The sequence below is a fragment of the Massilibacteroides vaginae genome, from assembly GCF_900178525.1.
Lineage (GTDB): Bacteria > Bacteroidota > Bacteroidia > Bacteroidales > Tannerellaceae > Massilibacteroides > Massilibacteroides vaginae.
Map to the genome: position 1 here is coordinate 134021 of NZ_FXDJ01000006.1, position 16474 is coordinate 150494.

General features: G+C 39.9%; 12 protein-coding genes. 5 read left to right on the forward strand and 7 right to left on the reverse strand.

Going from position 1 to position 16474, the window contains the following annotated elements:
- Positions 1–9 precede the first annotated feature (9 nt).
- Positions 10–3597 carry a DUF5074 domain-containing protein gene (locus tag B9Y81_RS01080; protein ID WP_085535154.1) on the forward strand — a complete coding sequence of 1196 codons (3588 nt, stop codon included), beginning with the start codon at positions 10–12 and terminating at the stop codon, positions 3595–3597.
- A 306-nt stretch (positions 3598–3903) separates the two neighbouring features.
- Positions 3904–4542 carry a DUF3256 family protein gene (locus tag B9Y81_RS01085; RefSeq protein ID WP_085535155.1) on the forward strand — a complete coding sequence of 213 codons (639 nt, stop codon included), beginning with the start codon at positions 3904–3906 and terminating at the stop codon, positions 4540–4542.
- A gap of 17 nt (positions 4543–4559) precedes the next feature.
- On the opposite strand, the gene B9Y81_RS01090 is transcribed toward B9Y81_RS01085, so the two are convergent.
- From B9Y81_RS01090 to B9Y81_RS01105, 4 genes are all read right to left on the reverse strand, one after another.
- Positions 4560–5387 carry a PepSY-like domain-containing protein gene (locus tag B9Y81_RS01090; protein ID WP_085535156.1) on the reverse strand — a complete coding sequence of 276 codons (828 nt, stop codon included), beginning with the start codon at positions 5385–5387 and terminating at the stop codon, positions 4560–4562.
- Between the two features lie 32 nt (positions 5388–5419).
- Positions 5420–5863 (reverse strand): PepSY-like domain-containing protein, encoded by a 444-nt coding sequence (locus tag B9Y81_RS01095; RefSeq protein ID WP_085535157.1) that lies wholly within the window; start codon positions 5861–5863, stop codon positions 5420–5422.
- A gap of 304 nt (positions 5864–6167) precedes the next feature.
- A complete protein-coding gene (locus B9Y81_RS01100) occupies positions 6168–7442 on the reverse strand; it encodes a sensor histidine kinase (protein WP_085535158.1) in 1275 nt (424 codons plus the stop codon).
- A 6-nt stretch (positions 7443–7448) separates the two neighbouring features.
- Positions 7449–8126 (reverse strand): response regulator transcription factor, encoded by a 678-nt coding sequence (locus B9Y81_RS01105; RefSeq protein ID WP_085535159.1) that lies wholly within the window; start codon positions 8124–8126, stop codon positions 7449–7451.
- A gap of 197 nt (positions 8127–8323) precedes the next feature.
- Here B9Y81_RS01105 and B9Y81_RS01110 point away from each other — a divergent pair, with 197 nt between their 5' ends.
- The 3 genes from B9Y81_RS01110 to B9Y81_RS01120 all read left to right on the forward strand — a co-directional run bounded on the left by B9Y81_RS01110 (position 8324) and on the right by B9Y81_RS01120 (position 12014).
- Positions 8324–9478, forward strand: a complete 1155-nt coding sequence (locus tag B9Y81_RS01110) for a XylR family transcriptional regulator (RefSeq protein ID WP_085535160.1) — start codon at positions 8324–8326, stop codon at positions 9476–9478.
- Positions 9479–9772: 294 nt separating this feature from the next.
- Positions 9773–11095, forward strand: coding sequence for a Gfo/Idh/MocA family protein (locus B9Y81_RS01115; protein WP_085535161.1), 1323 nt, complete (start codon positions 9773–9775; stop codon positions 11093–11095).
- A 4-nt stretch (positions 11096–11099) separates the two neighbouring features.
- Complete coding sequence (locus B9Y81_RS01120; RefSeq protein WP_085535162.1) at positions 11100–12014, forward strand: sugar phosphate isomerase/epimerase family protein; 915 nt, start codon at positions 11100–11102, stop codon at positions 12012–12014.
- A 64-nt stretch (positions 12015–12078) separates the two neighbouring features.
- On the opposite strand, the gene rpmA is transcribed toward B9Y81_RS01120, so the two are convergent.
- The 3 genes from rpmA to B9Y81_RS01135 form a co-directional block, all read right to left on the reverse strand.
- On the reverse strand, positions 12079–12336 hold the full coding sequence (gene rpmA, locus B9Y81_RS01125) for a 50S ribosomal protein L27 (protein WP_085535163.1): 258 nt from the start codon (positions 12334–12336) through the stop codon (positions 12079–12081).
- A 23-nt stretch (positions 12337–12359) separates the two neighbouring features.
- Positions 12360–12677 (reverse strand): 50S ribosomal protein L21, encoded by a 318-nt coding sequence (rplU, locus tag B9Y81_RS01130; RefSeq protein ID WP_085535164.1) that lies wholly within the window; start codon positions 12675–12677, stop codon positions 12360–12362.
- Between the two features lie 343 nt (positions 12678–13020).
- Positions 13021–16407 (reverse strand): glycoside hydrolase family 2 TIM barrel-domain containing protein, encoded by a 3387-nt coding sequence (locus B9Y81_RS01135; protein WP_085535165.1) that lies wholly within the window; start codon positions 16405–16407, stop codon positions 13021–13023.
- Positions 16408–16474: the final 67 nt, after the last annotated feature.

Genomic DNA, 16474 nt, shown 5'->3' on the forward strand with positions numbered 1-16474 from the left:
CAAAAACAAATGAAAAAGTGTTTATCATTTCTTTTATTGTGGTTCCTATACTTCGGAACCGTACTTGCCCAACAAAACGATTTTAGGACGCAAGGAATTCCTCGTCCTGACATAACCGTCGGACAAAGTAAAACAAGGACACAAAGTCCTGCATCCACTCAAAGTAATGCGATTGTAGCACAAGGTGTTCCACGCTCTGAGTCACAAATGAACAACAGCAAATCTTCTTTACTAAGAAGTGCGGAAGATTTTACATTTGACGACATCCGTTTTTGGGTGGGCGAAGGCGAAAATAAAGCCGCTTTAGTAATTGATTGGTACTATGATGGAGGAAATGCAATGGTATGGGGATATCGTTGGGATGGAGAGGCAAACGGATTGAATATGATTTCAGAGATTGCCAAAGAAGACGAAAATTTCCTTCTGTTAACTCAACTAACAAACTTGGGCAATACAATCTGTGGAATAGGATACGGCTATCCTCGAAGCACAATAGGGCTCGAATATGATTTGGATGGAGCCAGCACGGACAGCCGTATCTCCTTCAAGTTCGATTCTCCCAATTCGAACATGGGACAAACAAGTTGCCCGACTGATCCTCTCACCCAAATAAACACAGCTTTACAAGAAGGCTTAAATAGCGGAATAATAGACCACCCGTTCAACTACACCAACTATGGATATGCCGCTTATGACTATGACTATTGGAAACCAACAACTACAGGTTCAAAATGGCGCTCGGCATGGTACGAAGGTTACTGGTCTTATCTTGTCAAAGATGATATTTCGGACGAATTCAGTTATTCAGGCTTAGGAGCCACCTTAAGAGTATTATCCAATGGTAGTTGGGATGCCTGGGGATTTCAGGATGGTTGGGATAGTTGGGAAGGTGTAAATCCACGCGAACCAATGATAGCTGCTTTGCCCATGATTTTGGACAATAATACGGCGACTATGTATGTAAGCGACGATTTGCAATTAACACCTACTATCTATCAAAAATCATATCAAGGACAAAGTATTACTTGGACAAGCAGCAACGATGCCATTGCTACTGTCAATGCAAACGGAAAAATTACAGCAATCAGTACTGGCTCTGCAACGATAACCGCTAAAATCAGTGACGATTGTTATACAGAATGTAACGTTGTAATTGACGTAAAACCATTTTCATTTGAAGACATTGTGTTTTGGGTGGGTGTAGGAGATAAACAAGCTGGCGTAACCATCAAATGGAACGACGGAAAAGAAAAAGACGCCCTTACTTGGGGATACCGTTGGAGTGGTGATAAGAAAGTAATAGATATGCTCAAAGACATTGCCCGTGAAGACGAACGTTTCTTCATCCTATTGAACGAAAGTAACCCGGTAGTAATCGGTGGTTTCGGTTTCGACCTGAACGGCATAAATACTACGGCTGTTATCTATAACGACCAAACTACTTATCCGCAATATCCTGTCGAAGGATTGATTTCTGCAATAACTACCGATTACGATAAGTATGCAGTAAGGGATCAAGACGATCATTGGCAGTCGGGAGTAACCACAAACGGCATCTGGAATTATCTGATCATGGAAGAAGATGGTAATTACTTTACTCCATCATCCGAATCAATATTGAGTAAAGAACTGACCGGTGGTTCATGGAATGCTTGGAACTTCGATACTAACTTCGGAGAAGTGACATTAGGAACAGACTTCAACCCAGTATCGGAATATGTTTGGGAGGTAGTGGATTATACTAAAGGGACATTCTTTGTCAATGAAGATTGGTTTGGCCATACCAACGGTTCAGTTAACTTCCTGAAAGAAAACGGAGAATGGGTATATCGTGCTTATACAAGAGAGAATCCTAAACAGGGTTTCGGCTGTACCACCCAGTTCGGGACTATTTATGGCGATAACTTTTATTTCGTTTCCAAGCAAGAAGCTGATGGTGGAGATACACAATACACTCCGGGAGGGCGTTTAGTGGTTGCCGATGCTAAGACATTAAAGAAAAAAGCCGGATTTGATATATTAGGTGCAATCGGAGACGGACGTTCATTCCTTGGCGTTGATGAACATACAGGCTATATTGGAGGAAGTGGCGGAATAGCGCTATTCAATATTGACGACCTGACAATCGGGAATTTAATCGCTGAAACGGGTGGAGGCAGTCTATATGCAGGACAAATCGGAACCATGCTTCGTGTCGGAGACTATGTTTTTGCCTGTAAACAAAGTAAAGGAATTCTTGTCATTGATGCTAAGACACATACCGTTAAAGAGACGATAGAGTGTAAAAATATCGGAAGTATTGTGCAAAGTAAAGACGGGTCTTTGTGGGCTTCTGCCTATAAAGATGGTTTATGGAAAATAAATCCATATACTTTTGAAATTGAAAAAAAGATAAATATCCCTACAGCAGCCCAGATCCCAAGCACATGGGGCGCATGGACTTCAGGAGTGATGGCAGCAAGTGAAGAAACAAACACAATCTATTGGGCGAAGATGAACGGCTCGACCATGACCTTCTTCGGAACAAAAGTCTTCAAATATGATATTGACAACGATGATGTGGAAGCAGCCGACTTTTTAGGTACTCCATTCTATGAACTAAGCGGCTATGACGGAAAAGAAGCCTTTTATGGCTCAGGGTTGAACGTAAACCCGGCTACGGATGAAGTAATTATTACAACAACCAGCACCGGATATGGAGCAAATTACCAAAAAAACAGAGTACATATCATTGATGGACAAACAGCAGCCGTAAAAAACATCTATGAACTAAACGATTACTATTGGTTCCCGGCTATGACGGTATTTCCCGACGTACATGCTCCTGTTGTTTCCGAATCACTGACAGATATTACGATTAAGGGCGAAACTAAGATTGCTTTAAGCGATAAGGTAAGCGATAGTGATAATCGCAATGCGGCTATTATCAAGTCTATTATTTCCGTTTCGGATGAGAGTTTATTTACATATATTATCATAAACGATACGATTGTGTTTACACCGATTACCGGACAATACGGAAGCGCAGACGTAGAGGTTAAATTCAATTCCAACGGTCAGGTTACGACTAAAACGTTTGCGGTAACTATCGAAGACCCTTCAATATATGTAACGGGAGTTACTTTAGATGAAACAAGCAAAACTTTGGCAATAGCTGAAACACTTCAACTTAATGCAACTGTGAATCCTATTGATGCATATGATAAGACTGTAACTTGGGCGAGCGATAACACTGCTATTGCAACAGTTGATGCTAATGGGCTGGTTACTGCCATTTCTTATGGAGAGGCAACGATTTCTGTTACTACTGAAGATGGAGGATATACTGCAAGCTGCCGGATTACCATATCAGATAGAAGTACAAGTATAGAAAATGTCGCTAATAATGGATTTTCAATTTATGTTGAACCTGTTTCGGAAACAATCATTATTAATACGCCTGTCAAGGGATTAGCTGCTATATATGATATTTCAGGTAATATAGCAATCATTTATAATGTAATTGAAGGAGAAAACAGAATACAAACTAATTCTCTTAGAAAAGGCATCTACATCGTTAGATTCAACAACAGATCATTGAAATTCATAAACAAATAAATGATACAACAAATTAAGAGGGTATGTCAAAAGTGGCATACCCTTTTTTTATTTAAATAAGTTGAACTTTCCACTACCAACAAACACTCACAAGTAAACGAATTTCAAATTCTCTTCACATACATAAAATTGTTTTTAATATGAAAAACTTCAACAAAAGCCTTGAGAGCTATTTTTCTAAGATAAAAAATCAATCATTCTTTTTTAGCCAAATTAATGATAAAGGTTTATTAATGGATAAAAAAGGGATCGTTTCTGTGTCTTTCCTATATTTGTAATCAAAATGATAAAAACAACAGTTTACAAATGAAGCGCAATATAGTTAAATTCATTCTCATCCTTCTGATAATCTGTCCCGTGGTCAAGGCACAGGACATGGCTACCTTATTTGCAAATATGCCGGACGAATATGTTCCGCACCTGGAAAGTGCCTGGCGGAAAGACCTGATAGACCTATACAACACAGGAAAGCCGGCAACTTTACAAAACACGATGAACGGCACTTCCTCGCTTCTGAATCTGACAGGAAATTATCTGTTGCTTCAATCTACAGAACGCAGCACGGTAGAAATCAAACTCCTTCCGTTAATCAACAACACAAACATTATTTGTATGATAACTACTATCAACGCACCTGTGGCAGATAGTAGAATTGGCTTTTTCACAACAGAATGGCATCCGCTCAGTTCTGATGATTTATTCACGCCCGTAAAAGGAGATTGGTTCGTTAAGGAAGATGCAGACAAATCCGCTGACGCCTACAAAGACGCCATATCCCGCTTAGACATGGAGTTGATTAAATACAATCTAAACCCTGATAACCTGACATTGACAGCCACCTATACAACTCCTTTATATTTAAGTAGCGAAGAGCGCGGAAAAGTTACCCCTTATATAAAAGAAACTCCCAAGTTGTTCACCTGGGAGAATTCTCGTTTTAAATAATGAATCGATTTTTCGTATCAGTTTATCTCTACGCCTTCAGGAGTAAGATAAACGTTAATTTCCATGTCTCCTTTTTCTAATTCAAAAGCATAACGTGAGCCTGCCGGGGTTTCGTGAAATTCGATATCATCAATCTTATAACCACTGTATTTTTGCTCGATCGTTTGCAAAACAACCGCTGGCACATCTCTTTTATAAACATCCCACTCTGTGCGGATCCATTCTCCTTCAAGCGAAAACAAAACATCTTTGTAGATTGCATTGTGTAGTATATCCACCTCTATTCGGTTTTTTTCCGAATCATATTCAAGAATTTTTGCTCCGGGATATTTATCCGATATAAAGTCGGTTATCGCCTTCGTGATTACTAACGGCTGATGCGGTTTGCCTGTGTCGTCGGTTATTACTTTTATCAGCGTTCCGTCTGCCGCATAGATCAACTCCACCTCCTGTTTGTCTTTTTCTACCTCTACCACATAAATAGTTTCGGTATTGTAGCGTTCAATCCTATCTACATCGTCTACTTTCCAATTGGCGTATACTCCCAAAACATGTTTTTCCTGTACGGCCAAAGGCAATTCTTCGAAACGAATGTCGGTTTCAGTCATAAACCAATTACCCTGAGTGTCAAACCAGGCTTCCATTTCGTGGTTGTCGAGTATAAATTCCGCAACTTTGTAATCTGTTTTATTCCCCCAGGATACTTTTTCAGCCTTGGGATACTTAGATGTAAATGCACTAACAACAGACGTTTCGGGCAGAAAATCATCATCATCGTCGTCACAACCAACAAACGCAACCGCACTAAATGCGAATAATAACATAAACAATTTTACTTTCATCATAACTTCTCTTTTTATTTAATGAACTAATAATATTAATAATCAACTTTTTGCAAACGCCCATTCCGGTCGAAATCCAACTCCATCCCATTGTTCAATTTCACCTCATACTTCTTATTATCATATTCTATAGAAACAATATAATTCTCTGAGAAGTTTGCTTTCACATATTCTGCAATAGGCGTAATAATGATAGCGGTGGGCACAGCAATATTCCTACGGCTCACTTCTTTCCATTCCCCATTCTTACGAAATTCCACTTCAGTTCCGTCGGTCAGAATAACATCATAATCTTTTATGCCATACCAGTTTTTTTCCACACTGATGTGCGAAACTTTGATCCCATTGAAATGAGCTGTTAAAAACTGTCTGCTGTTTTCAGGCAAGCTGTTCAGGTCTGTTGTATACACCTTATTATCAGCAGATGTTACATTCACGAATAAAACCATTCCTAACAAAAAAAATATCCATTTACGCATATCCAAGTATTTATAAGTTTATACTGCAAATAAAACACACGATTTTGGAAAAAATTAGGAACTTTTCCAAAAAGTGAGTTCAAAATCAGCTGTAAACACACGTTTTTTTCACCAAATGTATATAGCTGATAATCTTGCATTTACAAAACCAAAAAACATAAAGGTTATTTTTCGAAAAATAAAGGATATCTTTTGAAAAATAAAGGATATCTTTTTTCTTATATAGTATTATAAAAAAACACCCCGGAAATCGGAGTGATTTTTAGAGTGGAAAGTCTTACTTGTTTTCGTTTTTTTTAGACGCTCAATTTTTAAACGTCAGACAAAAACTATGCATTTTGTCCTTAAAGTCATAGGCGATTTCGATTTCATACAATGAGGAGATCGATTTAACGACTGCCAAACCTAAACCGGTCGAGTCTGACGCGGTTCCCTCTTTATTAAAACGGCTATACAACTTCGCTTTGTTTAGTACGGCGTTGTTGCTTGTGTTTGAAATCGTAAACCGGTTACGGGAAATCCGGATAGCAATAACCCCTTCCTCATAATTATGTACAAAAGCGTTTTTCAGCAAATTAGCGATTAACACCCTCGCTAATGATTCATTCATTTTACATAAAAGTGTCTCTTTTTCTTCTAGCTGAATTTGTAGGGCTCTCTTTTCATAAACAGCAGTAAACGATTCCAACAGGTGGTGCAGAAGCTCATTCATGTTTACTTGGGTAGTTTCGGGATACTGTCTGTTTTCAATTCGCGACAACAAGAGCAGCGATTTGTTCATTTTGATCACTCCTCTTATTACATTATATATATCCCCTATTTCTTTCAGTTGTGTTTCCGTGCAATCCGGATTCTCACTTAACAACTCTAATTTATTTGTTACAATCGCCAATGGCGTCTGCAATTCGTGCGCCGCGTTTTCCACAAACTGTTTTTGTTGATTGTAAATCTCCCTGTTTCGGTGAACAGACTCTACCAAGGCTTTATTTAAAGAGACAAATTCATCTACTTTTGTGTTCATCTCATATACCTCTTCATTTTTCCCGGGGTGAATCCTTTTCAACCAATTCAACAAACCATAAAGCGGAGTGAAACTTTTCCTAAACACATAATGAGTAACCACTAAAATACAACACAGCAGAACAAAATACAAGACCACAATACTCCAGAAGATCGTTTCGGCCATGTCTTCTTTCTCTAAAGTGGAAGTTTCCACCTCAAGCTCATAGCATCTCCCCGCCGCATCCATATAATAACACCTGAGTATGCGAACCGGCTCGTCTTCCATTTCAGTTTCAATGTAGGTGGTGGAATCATAAAAGTAATTCTCAGACAACTTAGCCGTTGCCGGATCTACTTCCCGTATTCTATAGCGGGTCATTTCGTTGGAATAAGAGTAATCAAAATCAGGATCAGTCAGTGCTTTTCGGATAATCAATTCCTTGTAATTCTCCAGCGTGTCATTTGTTTCATCGTCTATCTCGTGCATAATGAGCACATAAAACACAGACGACCATACCAAAATGATCAGAAACAAAGGAAACAACAGATTCCGAATGGTGTAATGACTTAATTTCATCGCCCTTTATTCAGTTACTAATTTATAGCCAAAGCCGTAAACGGCTTTAATTTCGGGTATCGCACCGGCGGCTTTCATTTTTTTTCGCAGGTTTTTCACCTGGCTGTATATAAAATCGAAACTATCCACCTGATCTATATAATCTCCCCATACCGATTCAACCAACGCACTCTTTTCGAGCACCCGTCCGGGGTTTATCACGAAATAATAGAGTAAATCAAACTCTTTCCGATTTAAAACCAGCTCTTGCTCATCTACATAAACCGTGTGTCTATCCGGATAGATAACCAGATTTTCTAACGAGATATCCAAATCACCATCCTGCTGTTTACGGCGAATTACGCTTTTAATCCGGGCATTGAGTTCGGCCAAATGAAACGGTTTGGTCAGGTAATCATCAGCCCCTAAATCCAAGCCGGTAATTCGATCTTCAATAGAATCTTTCGCGGATATAATAATAACACTATCTCTCTTTCTTATTTTCTTCAGCTCCTGCAACAGTGCCAACCCACTCCCTCCGGGAAGCATAATATCAAGCACGATACAGTCATAATCATAATCACTCACCTTCGCCAATCCATCTTGATAGTTAGCGGCACTTTCCACAACATACCTTTCCTTTTCCAATGAACGGATTATCGTTTCACGTAATGAGTCCGAATCTTCAATTACCAGGATTTTCATACGATTATTGTTTTTTTTTGCTCAAAACAAAATTAACGAAAGATTCTGACAAATTTCTGGAATGCTGGTGTTATGTTTTAGGAAGCTGACCGTATCATTTTAATTTCAGCATTTATCTTGTACAATAAAAAGAATTATATTTATAGCGATATAGGAGGAATACAGGCAATGAATAAAGTTTTAACACCTAAAATAATATGATAAAAATACTGATACTAATTGATTCCTCAACTGAGTTCAGTCGTCGCTTTCTGACCGGGCTTATTCGCTACTCCGAGCATCATGGCCCTTGGGATTTCTATCGTTTACCGGCTTATTATAAAACGCTTTATGGCGAAAAAGGTATTCTTGAAAAAATAAAAGACTGGCAAATAGATGCCGTTATTACGCAATGGGAATATGAGGAAATTGGTTTCTTGATCAAAGCTGATATTCCGGTTTTCACACAAAGTTATAAAAATGAGATTTCCGCCTTTTCCAAAATAGGAGGTGATTATATCGGTGCCGGCATCATGGCAGCGCGTTTCTTTGCAAAGCGCAAGTTCCACAACTTCGCATTTTACGGAAACAAGGATTTTTTCTGGTCAAAACAAAGAGCTGAGGGTTTTAGACGGGAAGTAGAAAAACTGGGTGGCGATTATTTTTATTTCGAATCAAAACAACTAAATGACGCTCAATGGAGTAGAAGTCATATTGAGTTAGACCGGTGGTTACTATCCCTGCCAAAACCTGTTGGTTTGCTTGCATGTGATGATAATTTCGCATTGCAAATTTCTGAAATGTGTAAATTCAACAACATAAATATACCTAAAGAGTTATCTCTTCTTGGGGTTGATAATGATGAGTTAATCTGTAATTTATCCCATCCGTCCATCTCTTCTATTATAACTGATGATGAAAGAGGAGGATATAAAACAGGAGAAATGTTGCATCGATTAATCATGAATAAAGAGAATATCCCTTTTAATATCATGATCGATCCTATTCGTATTAAGTTACGTCAATCTACCGAGAAATATAATATTGCCGATGAGTATATTTTACAAGTCGTTAATTATATCGACGAGAATATAACCAGCAACTTTTCGGTCGATACCTTAACGCATGTCGTCCCTCTTTCGAGAAGAAGTTTAGAGATAAAATTCAAGAAAATTATGGGCTGTTCCATTTATCAGTATATTTTAGACCACAAAATAGATTCTATTGCCGATATGCTGATTACAACCAATAAAAGTTTACTTGAAATAACCATTCACATGGGTTTTAATGATGTGCGGAATGTATATCGTATTTTTAAGAAACACAAAGGTTACAGCCCTATAGAATTCAGAAAAAAATATGCAGAACTTTAAAAACGCTACTAATTTCATTTTCTGACAATTAAAAAGACAACTATGTTAGACTTTATTTGTATTTTGCGCAAAATATCATTTTTTATTCGTAAACTATCTCATTTAAAGCAATAATAAGTATTTGCTTTGTTTTTATTTGAGATCAATATAAGTTGACCTATATATATCGATAATATTTCTGTTCTCTAAAAGGCTACTGTAATATTATCCACATTTCAACTCTGAATTATAAGACCAATACGCTTTTTGCTATAACACGACTAATAGCTGTTATTAACTTTAAATCAAAATAGTATGAAGTTTTCAAGAAGAAATTTTATTAAAACGGCAGGTGTAGCCACTGTTGGCACGCTTATTCCTAAAAGTACGATTTTAGCATCCGAATCGGCCTGGTCGGCCAATAGCAATACGCTAAAAGTTGGGTTGATAGGTTGTGGCGGACGTGGCACGGGCGCGGCAGAAGAGGCGCTGAATGCCGATCCCAATGTTGTGCTGACTGCCATGGCTGATGCTTTCGGTGATCAGCTGGACGCTTCTTATAAGAAGTTGAAAGGGAAAATGGCGCAGAAGGTACAGGTGCCGGACAATAAGAAATTCGTAGGTCTGGATGCTTATCAGAAGCTGATTGATTCGGATGTTGATGTTGTTCTTTTGGCAGCTCCTCCCGCTTTTCGCCCAATGCATCTTGAAGCCGCGGTAAATGCGGGAAAACACATTTTCTGTGAGAAACCGTTTGCCGTAGATGGTCCCGGTTTGCGTAGGGTAATTATGGCGGCTCAAAAGGCAAGAGAAAAATCGCTGTCGTTAGTCTCCGGTTTTTGCTGGAGATATCACCTCCCCAAAAGAGAAACGTTTGGCCGGGTTCTAAATGGACAAATCGGAGAAATCCTTTCGGCCGAGGCAACTTACAATACCGGCGAACTTTGGTCTAAAGATCGTCAGAATGGCTGGTCGGACTTTGAGTATCAGCTACGGAACTGGTTGTATTACAACTGGCTTTCGGGCGATCACATCATAGAGCAGGCCATACATAGCCTTGATATGTTGCAGTGGGGAATGGGCGACGCCATGCCTATTCGGGTCAGCGGTACCGGAGGAAGACAAAAAAGGGTGGATCCTAAATTCGGTAATGTCTATGATCACTTTGCGGTTACTTACGAATATTCAAATGGGGCAAAAGCTTACTTCTCTTGTCGCCAGCAGACAAACACCGCTCCTTCGTATGCCGTGGAGCTAACCGGAAAAGACGGTAAATGTATTGTGGATTGCCGTACCGGACTGCACGAAATAAAAGGAAAAAATCCTTGGGTATATGCCGACGAAACCAAGTTTACGGACGAAAACGCGTACCAGCGTTCGAAAGTCCGGAGCATGTATCAACAGGAACACGATGAACTGTTCGCTTCTATCAGAGACAATAGGCCGATCAATGACGGCGACTGGATGACGCGCTCTAACTTAGTGGCTCTTGCCGGAAGAATGGCCGGTTACACCGGTCAGACCATCTCTTGTGAACAAGCACTTTGCTCATTGGAAACCCTGTTTCCTGAGAATGTATCATGGGACACAAAGCATACTATTCCAATTGCCATTCCGGGCATAACTCAATTAAAATAAGTATATGGAACGAAGAAATTTTATAAAATCAGCTGCTGTTTTATCCGGATTGTCTGTCGTCCCGTCTTTTGTTACAGCCTCAACAGAAGAGACGCAGATCATCAATCAGAAGAAACTTAAAAAAGGCTTGGGGTATGGCATGATAAAAGAAGATATCCCGCTTCTCGATAAGTTTAAAATGGTAAAAGATCTCGGTTTTGACGGAATCGAATTTAATGCGCCCGTTGAGATACCGATAAAAGAGCTGTTGGACGCAAAAGCTAAAACGGGGATTGAATTGCCCAGCGTGGTGAACAAGGACCACTGGTCTAAACCCCTTTCCCATCCTGATCCGAAAGTAAGACAGGAATGCATTGATTCGGTTGCTAAGTCGTTGGAGGAAGTAAAAGCGCTTGGCGGAGATACCGTATTGGTCGTTCCGGGCGTTGTAAACGAAACAATTCCCTATGAGCAAGCCTACAACACCGCCTTGGAATCCATTCGAAAACTCATTCCGGCGGTCGAAAAAACAGGTATGTATATCGGTCTGGAGAATGTATGGAGCAACTTTATACTAAGTCCCGTTGAAGCCCGCCGCTTTGTTGATGAAATAAATCACCCGCTGATAGGTTGGTATTTTGACATCGGAAACATCTTGCGTTACGGTTGGCCGGAGCACTGGATTGAAACACTAAATTCCAGAATAGTAAAACTTCACATCAAGGAATTTAGTCGCGAAGCCATGAATAAAAAAGGCCTTTGGGAAGGATTTAACGTCGAACTCCTCGAAGGAGACAACAACTGGCCGGTAGTAATGAAGGCAGTAAGCAAGATAAACTACACCGGAGGATGGGTTACAGCCGAAGTAGGCGGAGGAGACAGAAACCACCTAAAGAAAATCTCAGAACAAATGGATCGCATTTTTGCTTATTATAAGTAGCAGACAAAAAAAGGGAGACTATCGAATTAATCGAAGAGCCTCCCTTTTCATTGTAAATCTTATATTATGCTTCAGCTTTAACTGAAACGAAAGATCTGTTTTCTTTTCCTTTGCTGAATACAACAACTCCATCAGTCAAAGCAAACAAAGTATGGTCTTTACCGATACCTACGTTTGTGCCCGGATGATGAACAGTTCCTCTTTGGCGAACCAAAATGTTACCTGCTTTTGCTACTTCTCCACCAAAAAGTTTTACTCCTAAACGTTTGCTATGCGATTCACGGCCGTTCTTTGAACTACCAACGCCTTTCTTATGTGCCATTTCTTTTTAAGTCTTTTAAAATGTTAAGCAACAATTTCTTTAATACTCACTTCTGTAAACTGTTGACGGTGACCGTTCAGTTTACGGTGTCCTTTTCTTCTCTTTTTGTGGAAGATCAACACTTTGTCACCCTTCACTAATGGAGAAAGTACTTCACATACTACTTTTGCTCCTTCAACTGTAGGCGCTCCTACTTTTACCGCTCCGTCATTGTCAACCAATAACACGCGATCAAACTCAACAACAGCTCCGCTTTCCGCATTCTGGATGTGGTGAACGAATAATTTCTTTCCTTGTTCAGCTTTGAACTGCTGTCCGTTAATTTCTACGATTACGTACATCTGTCTTATAATTAATACAGGTTATGTCCCGGGGGTGGATGCATTTGTGTATCGCTTATTTACCCCCTGCGGAATTCAGAGTGCAAAAATAGACCTTATTTACAAAATACACAAGTCTTTAGCCTGTTTTTGTCGTTTTTGCACCCTGTTTTAATAGTATTAAGTCCCTGTTTAAATTTTCCGAAGAATAATATTATGTTGTTGTTTCGTCCTGTTTTGAGTTTCTTTTCGGTCTATTCCCTTGTTTTATTTCGTCACATAGCCCGCTATGCTCCTCTTCAAAACAAGAAAATATCCTCGAAAACAATTCTCAAAACAACAACGAGCAAAATTTAAACAGGCTCTAATTGTATTTATATTTCGCTTTGTCTGCGGCTGAATGTTCATTATCTACAGGAATCAACGTGAATCCCCAGTTGTATTCTTTATTTGCAGGTAATGCATAGGCCGGTTCAGGACGAGCTCCCCAGCTATTATAACCGGCTACTCCTTGTTGTTTATAATCCACACATACTTCTACAAAATCACGTGGGTTTATATCGTTAATATGATGCATACGTCGCAACACGTTTTTAGCTGCTGCTTCATCATGATTCGCGATTTCTTCCGGTGAAAAGTTATTCCACTGACGGGAATGGGGTAAGGCTTCTTCTGAATCAAAATCTTCAATGGTATTTCTCAGGGCATTAAAGCCTATTGTTTCGTCCGCTTTTATCATCAGCCCTTTGCCTTTTCCCGTGGTTAATGAAACCCAGCGTGTATCAGTACGGTGGCCATTTTCCTGTGGACGAACATAGGCTACATACATATCTTCCGCGGTGGTTTTATATAAGCCAACTTTTGTTCCGGCATTTCTATCCCAGTAATTTTCCTCCGGACCACGTCCTAAATACTGAACAGAGTTCATAGTTACCGGCATACGAAAACGCACACCGATACGAGGTACATTCAACTTAGATGATGCTTTACGTGCCTCATCATTGCCCGGCGTAAAGGTTGCCGTACGCGTAGCTTCTGAAACTTCAGTTTGAGCTGCATCCATCTCGGTTGAGGTAAAGCGGGCTGCCACATGCACTACACCACTCGGATATATCTTGTAAGTAACAATATACAGGTTTCCGGCCGGCAATAAGTACGTGCTACTTAAGAATGCATTGTCATCAACAACCTCAACTTTCGCATCGGTAACATTAAAACTCTTGCTGCTTTGTTTCCAGATTTGCAGACGCTTGGGCATACCGTTTCCGTAATCATTATCATTCGGACCACGCCAGAAGTTCGGTTGAATACCGAAACCTTCAGCAAAGTATTCAGTTCCGCCTACTTTATAAGAGGTAACTAAACCCGTTTTTTTGTCAAATACAAAGTTTACTTTTGAAGAATTCACTTTCAATAAATCTCCCTCAGTAGATGCCACAAGCTTAGGGCCACGTGTTTTATAAGCTACCTCTTCTCCCTTTAGTGATAATTGAAACTGATCGTAGGCGATTTCGTGTCCGGCAGGAATCAGAGCATCAGCCACAGTTGTTTTCACACTGAAGTTAACGAAGTATTCTACTCCTGCCTGAGCTTTTAATCCGGCAACAGGGATCGTAACCTCTTCAGAAGCCTGAGGAGCCAGATTTAGCGGAAGTCTGCCGTTTTTCAATTCTTTTCCATCTCCGAGAATCCGGTAAGAAATGGCATACTTATTACTTGGGGTAAAATAAAAACGATTTGTAATACGGAAAATACCACGATCTACATCAACAGCATCAAAACCAAAGTTCTGATGTGAATATTTTACTTCTGTCAGTCCCGGATGCGGAACCCTGTCCGGTCCGACTACACCATTACAGGCAAAATTACCATCACTTGGTTCGTTTACGCCATAGTCACCTCCGTATGTATAATACAAACGTCCTTTATCATCGATCTCTTCAAAAGCCTGGTCTACCCAATCCCATAGGAAACCTCCCTGCAGATTAGGGTATTTATAAATTTCTTTCCATTGATCCCATAAGTTGCCCGATGAGTTGCCCATTGAATGCGAATACTCTGAAGGCACAATCGGACGATCACTACCTTCTGCACCAATTTTAGCAAGCCATTCAGCCCCCGGATACTGCGGTACATACATATCTGTATTCCATTCCCAAAGAGCTCGTTCGTAACAAACCGGACGATTCATCAGCTGTTTATCCTTGTCTTTTAGTAACAAATACGCCTGGTAGAAGTTGTATCCGTTACCTGCTTCATTCCCTAAAGAAAAAATAGTAACAGACGCATGGTTTTTGTTACGCTCAAACATATTGGTCACACGATGTAAATGAGGTTTCAGCCATTCCGGGTTATTTCCTAAAGAGTTGCCCTTGCTCAGGTTGTAATACATGCCATGAGATTCTATATTCGCTTCATCATAAACATAAAGACCGAACTCATCACACAGTTCATAAAAACGACGTGCCTGCGGATAATGGCTCAAACGAACAGCGTTAAGATTATGTTGCTTCATAAGCTGAAAGTCTTTACGCATCAGTTCTTCTGAAACATAACGCCCTGTCTTCGGATCGTGCTCGTGAATATTTGTTCCTTTTAATTTAATGGCTTGTCCATTAACCATAAATACGGTATAAGGTTTTCCATTTCCGCTGATCTGATCAATTTCCTTAATTTCTATTTTCCGGAATCCAACACGGAAAGGTACTACTTCAACGATTTGATTATCTACTTTGATTGTCATTAACAGGCTGTAGAGATTCGGCGTTTCAGAAGTCCATTTGTTTACTTCAGGAATGAGTTGCTCAAATGAAGCCCGTTGAACAGCATCTCCATTTATCCAAACGGATTCTTCTTGCTGACCAATTACTCGTTTTTGTTTATCAAGTAATTCATAGCTTACTTTAATTTCTTTGGTTTCCGTTGTATGGTTTTTCACATCTACGCCCAGTTTAAAGATACCATCCTTATACTGCTCATCCAATGTGGAAACAATACGGAAATCTTTTACGGCAACTTTTGGTTGGGAATACAGTATAACATCTCTTTCTATTCCGCTTACTCGCCACATGTCCTGGCATTCAAGATAGGAACCGGTACTCCAACGGAATATTTTCAGCGCCAATTCGTTTTTCCCCGGACGCAGATAAGGATTCAACAAAAAGTCTGCTGGATTTTTAGAGTCTTCACTGTAACCGATTTCTTTTCCATTCAGGTAAACGTAAAGTCCGTTTTTAGCTCCTCCAACCTGAAGATAAATATCGCGTCCGTCCCATTCAGCAGGCACTTCGATGTCTCTACGGTAAACACCCACCGGGTTCGCTTCGGGTAATAACGGAGGCTCCGGATTGCGTGCCTTAAATTCATACCCGTGATTCACATAAACAGCGGCGCCATAACCTTGACGCTCCCAGTTTCCGGGTACAACAATATTATCCCATGAGGATATGTTGAGTCCATCCTCGGTTGCGTTCGCCGGTAATTTCTTGTAGCCATCTACATAAAGGAATTTCCATGTTCCGTTAAGAGACATGTAAAAAGGACTCTCTTCAAACGATTTTGATAAGGCGGAATTACGATCCGGGTAGCTCATAAATGAAGTTCGTGGCTCTTCTTTATTCACCTCTACGGTTTGTATGTCTTGCCAATAAGGTTTAGGCTGAATACCTTCATTTGCTAAGGCAGCAGGGTTTTGGACAAGACAGGTGACGAAGAGTCCTGTCAACAATAATTTTTTTGCTGAGTTTTTCATGTTTTGTTTAGTATTTAAAATGGCGATTAAGTATAAAAAGCAGAGACTCCTTTTGAAAGTAAAGGAG

Excerpts from the sequence above, each read along its gene's own strand:
- B9Y81_RS01080 (WP_085535154.1), top strand. The coding sequence starts at position 10 with ATGAAAAAGTGTTTATCATTTCTTTTATTGTGGTTCCTATACTTCGGA.
- B9Y81_RS01085 (WP_085535155.1), top strand. The coding sequence starts at position 3,904 with ATGAAGCGCAATATAGTTAAATTCATTCTCATCCTTCTGATAATCTGT.
- B9Y81_RS01090 (WP_085535156.1), bottom strand. The coding sequence starts at position 5,387 with ATGATGAAAGTAAAATTGTTTATGTTATTATTCGCATTTAGTGCGGTT.
- B9Y81_RS01095 (WP_085535157.1), bottom strand. The coding sequence starts at position 5,863 with ATGCGTAAATGGATATTTTTTTTGTTAGGAATGGTTTTATTCGTGAAT.
- B9Y81_RS01100 (WP_085535158.1), bottom strand. The coding sequence starts at position 7,442 with ATGAAATTAAGTCATTACACCATTCGGAATCTGTTGTTTCCTTTGTTT.
- B9Y81_RS01105 (WP_085535159.1), bottom strand. The coding sequence starts at position 8,126 with ATGAAAATCCTGGTAATTGAAGATTCGGACTCATTACGTGAAACGATA.
- B9Y81_RS01110 (WP_085535160.1), top strand. The coding sequence starts at position 8,324 with ATGATAAAAATACTGATACTAATTGATTCCTCAACTGAGTTCAGTCGT.
- B9Y81_RS01115 (WP_085535161.1), top strand. The coding sequence starts at position 9,773 with ATGAAGTTTTCAAGAAGAAATTTTATTAAAACGGCAGGTGTAGCCACT.
- B9Y81_RS01120 (WP_085535162.1), top strand. The coding sequence starts at position 11,100 with ATGGAACGAAGAAATTTTATAAAATCAGCTGCTGTTTTATCCGGATTG.
- rpmA (WP_085535163.1), bottom strand. The coding sequence starts at position 12,336 with ATGGCACATAAGAAAGGCGTTGGTAGTTCAAAGAACGGCCGTGAATCG.
- rplU (WP_085535164.1), bottom strand. The coding sequence starts at position 12,677 with ATGTACGTAATCGTAGAAATTAACGGACAGCAGTTCAAAGCTGAACAA.
- B9Y81_RS01135 (WP_085535165.1), bottom strand. The coding sequence starts at position 16,407 with ATGAAAAACTCAGCAAAAAAATTATTGTTGACAGGACTCTTCGTCACC.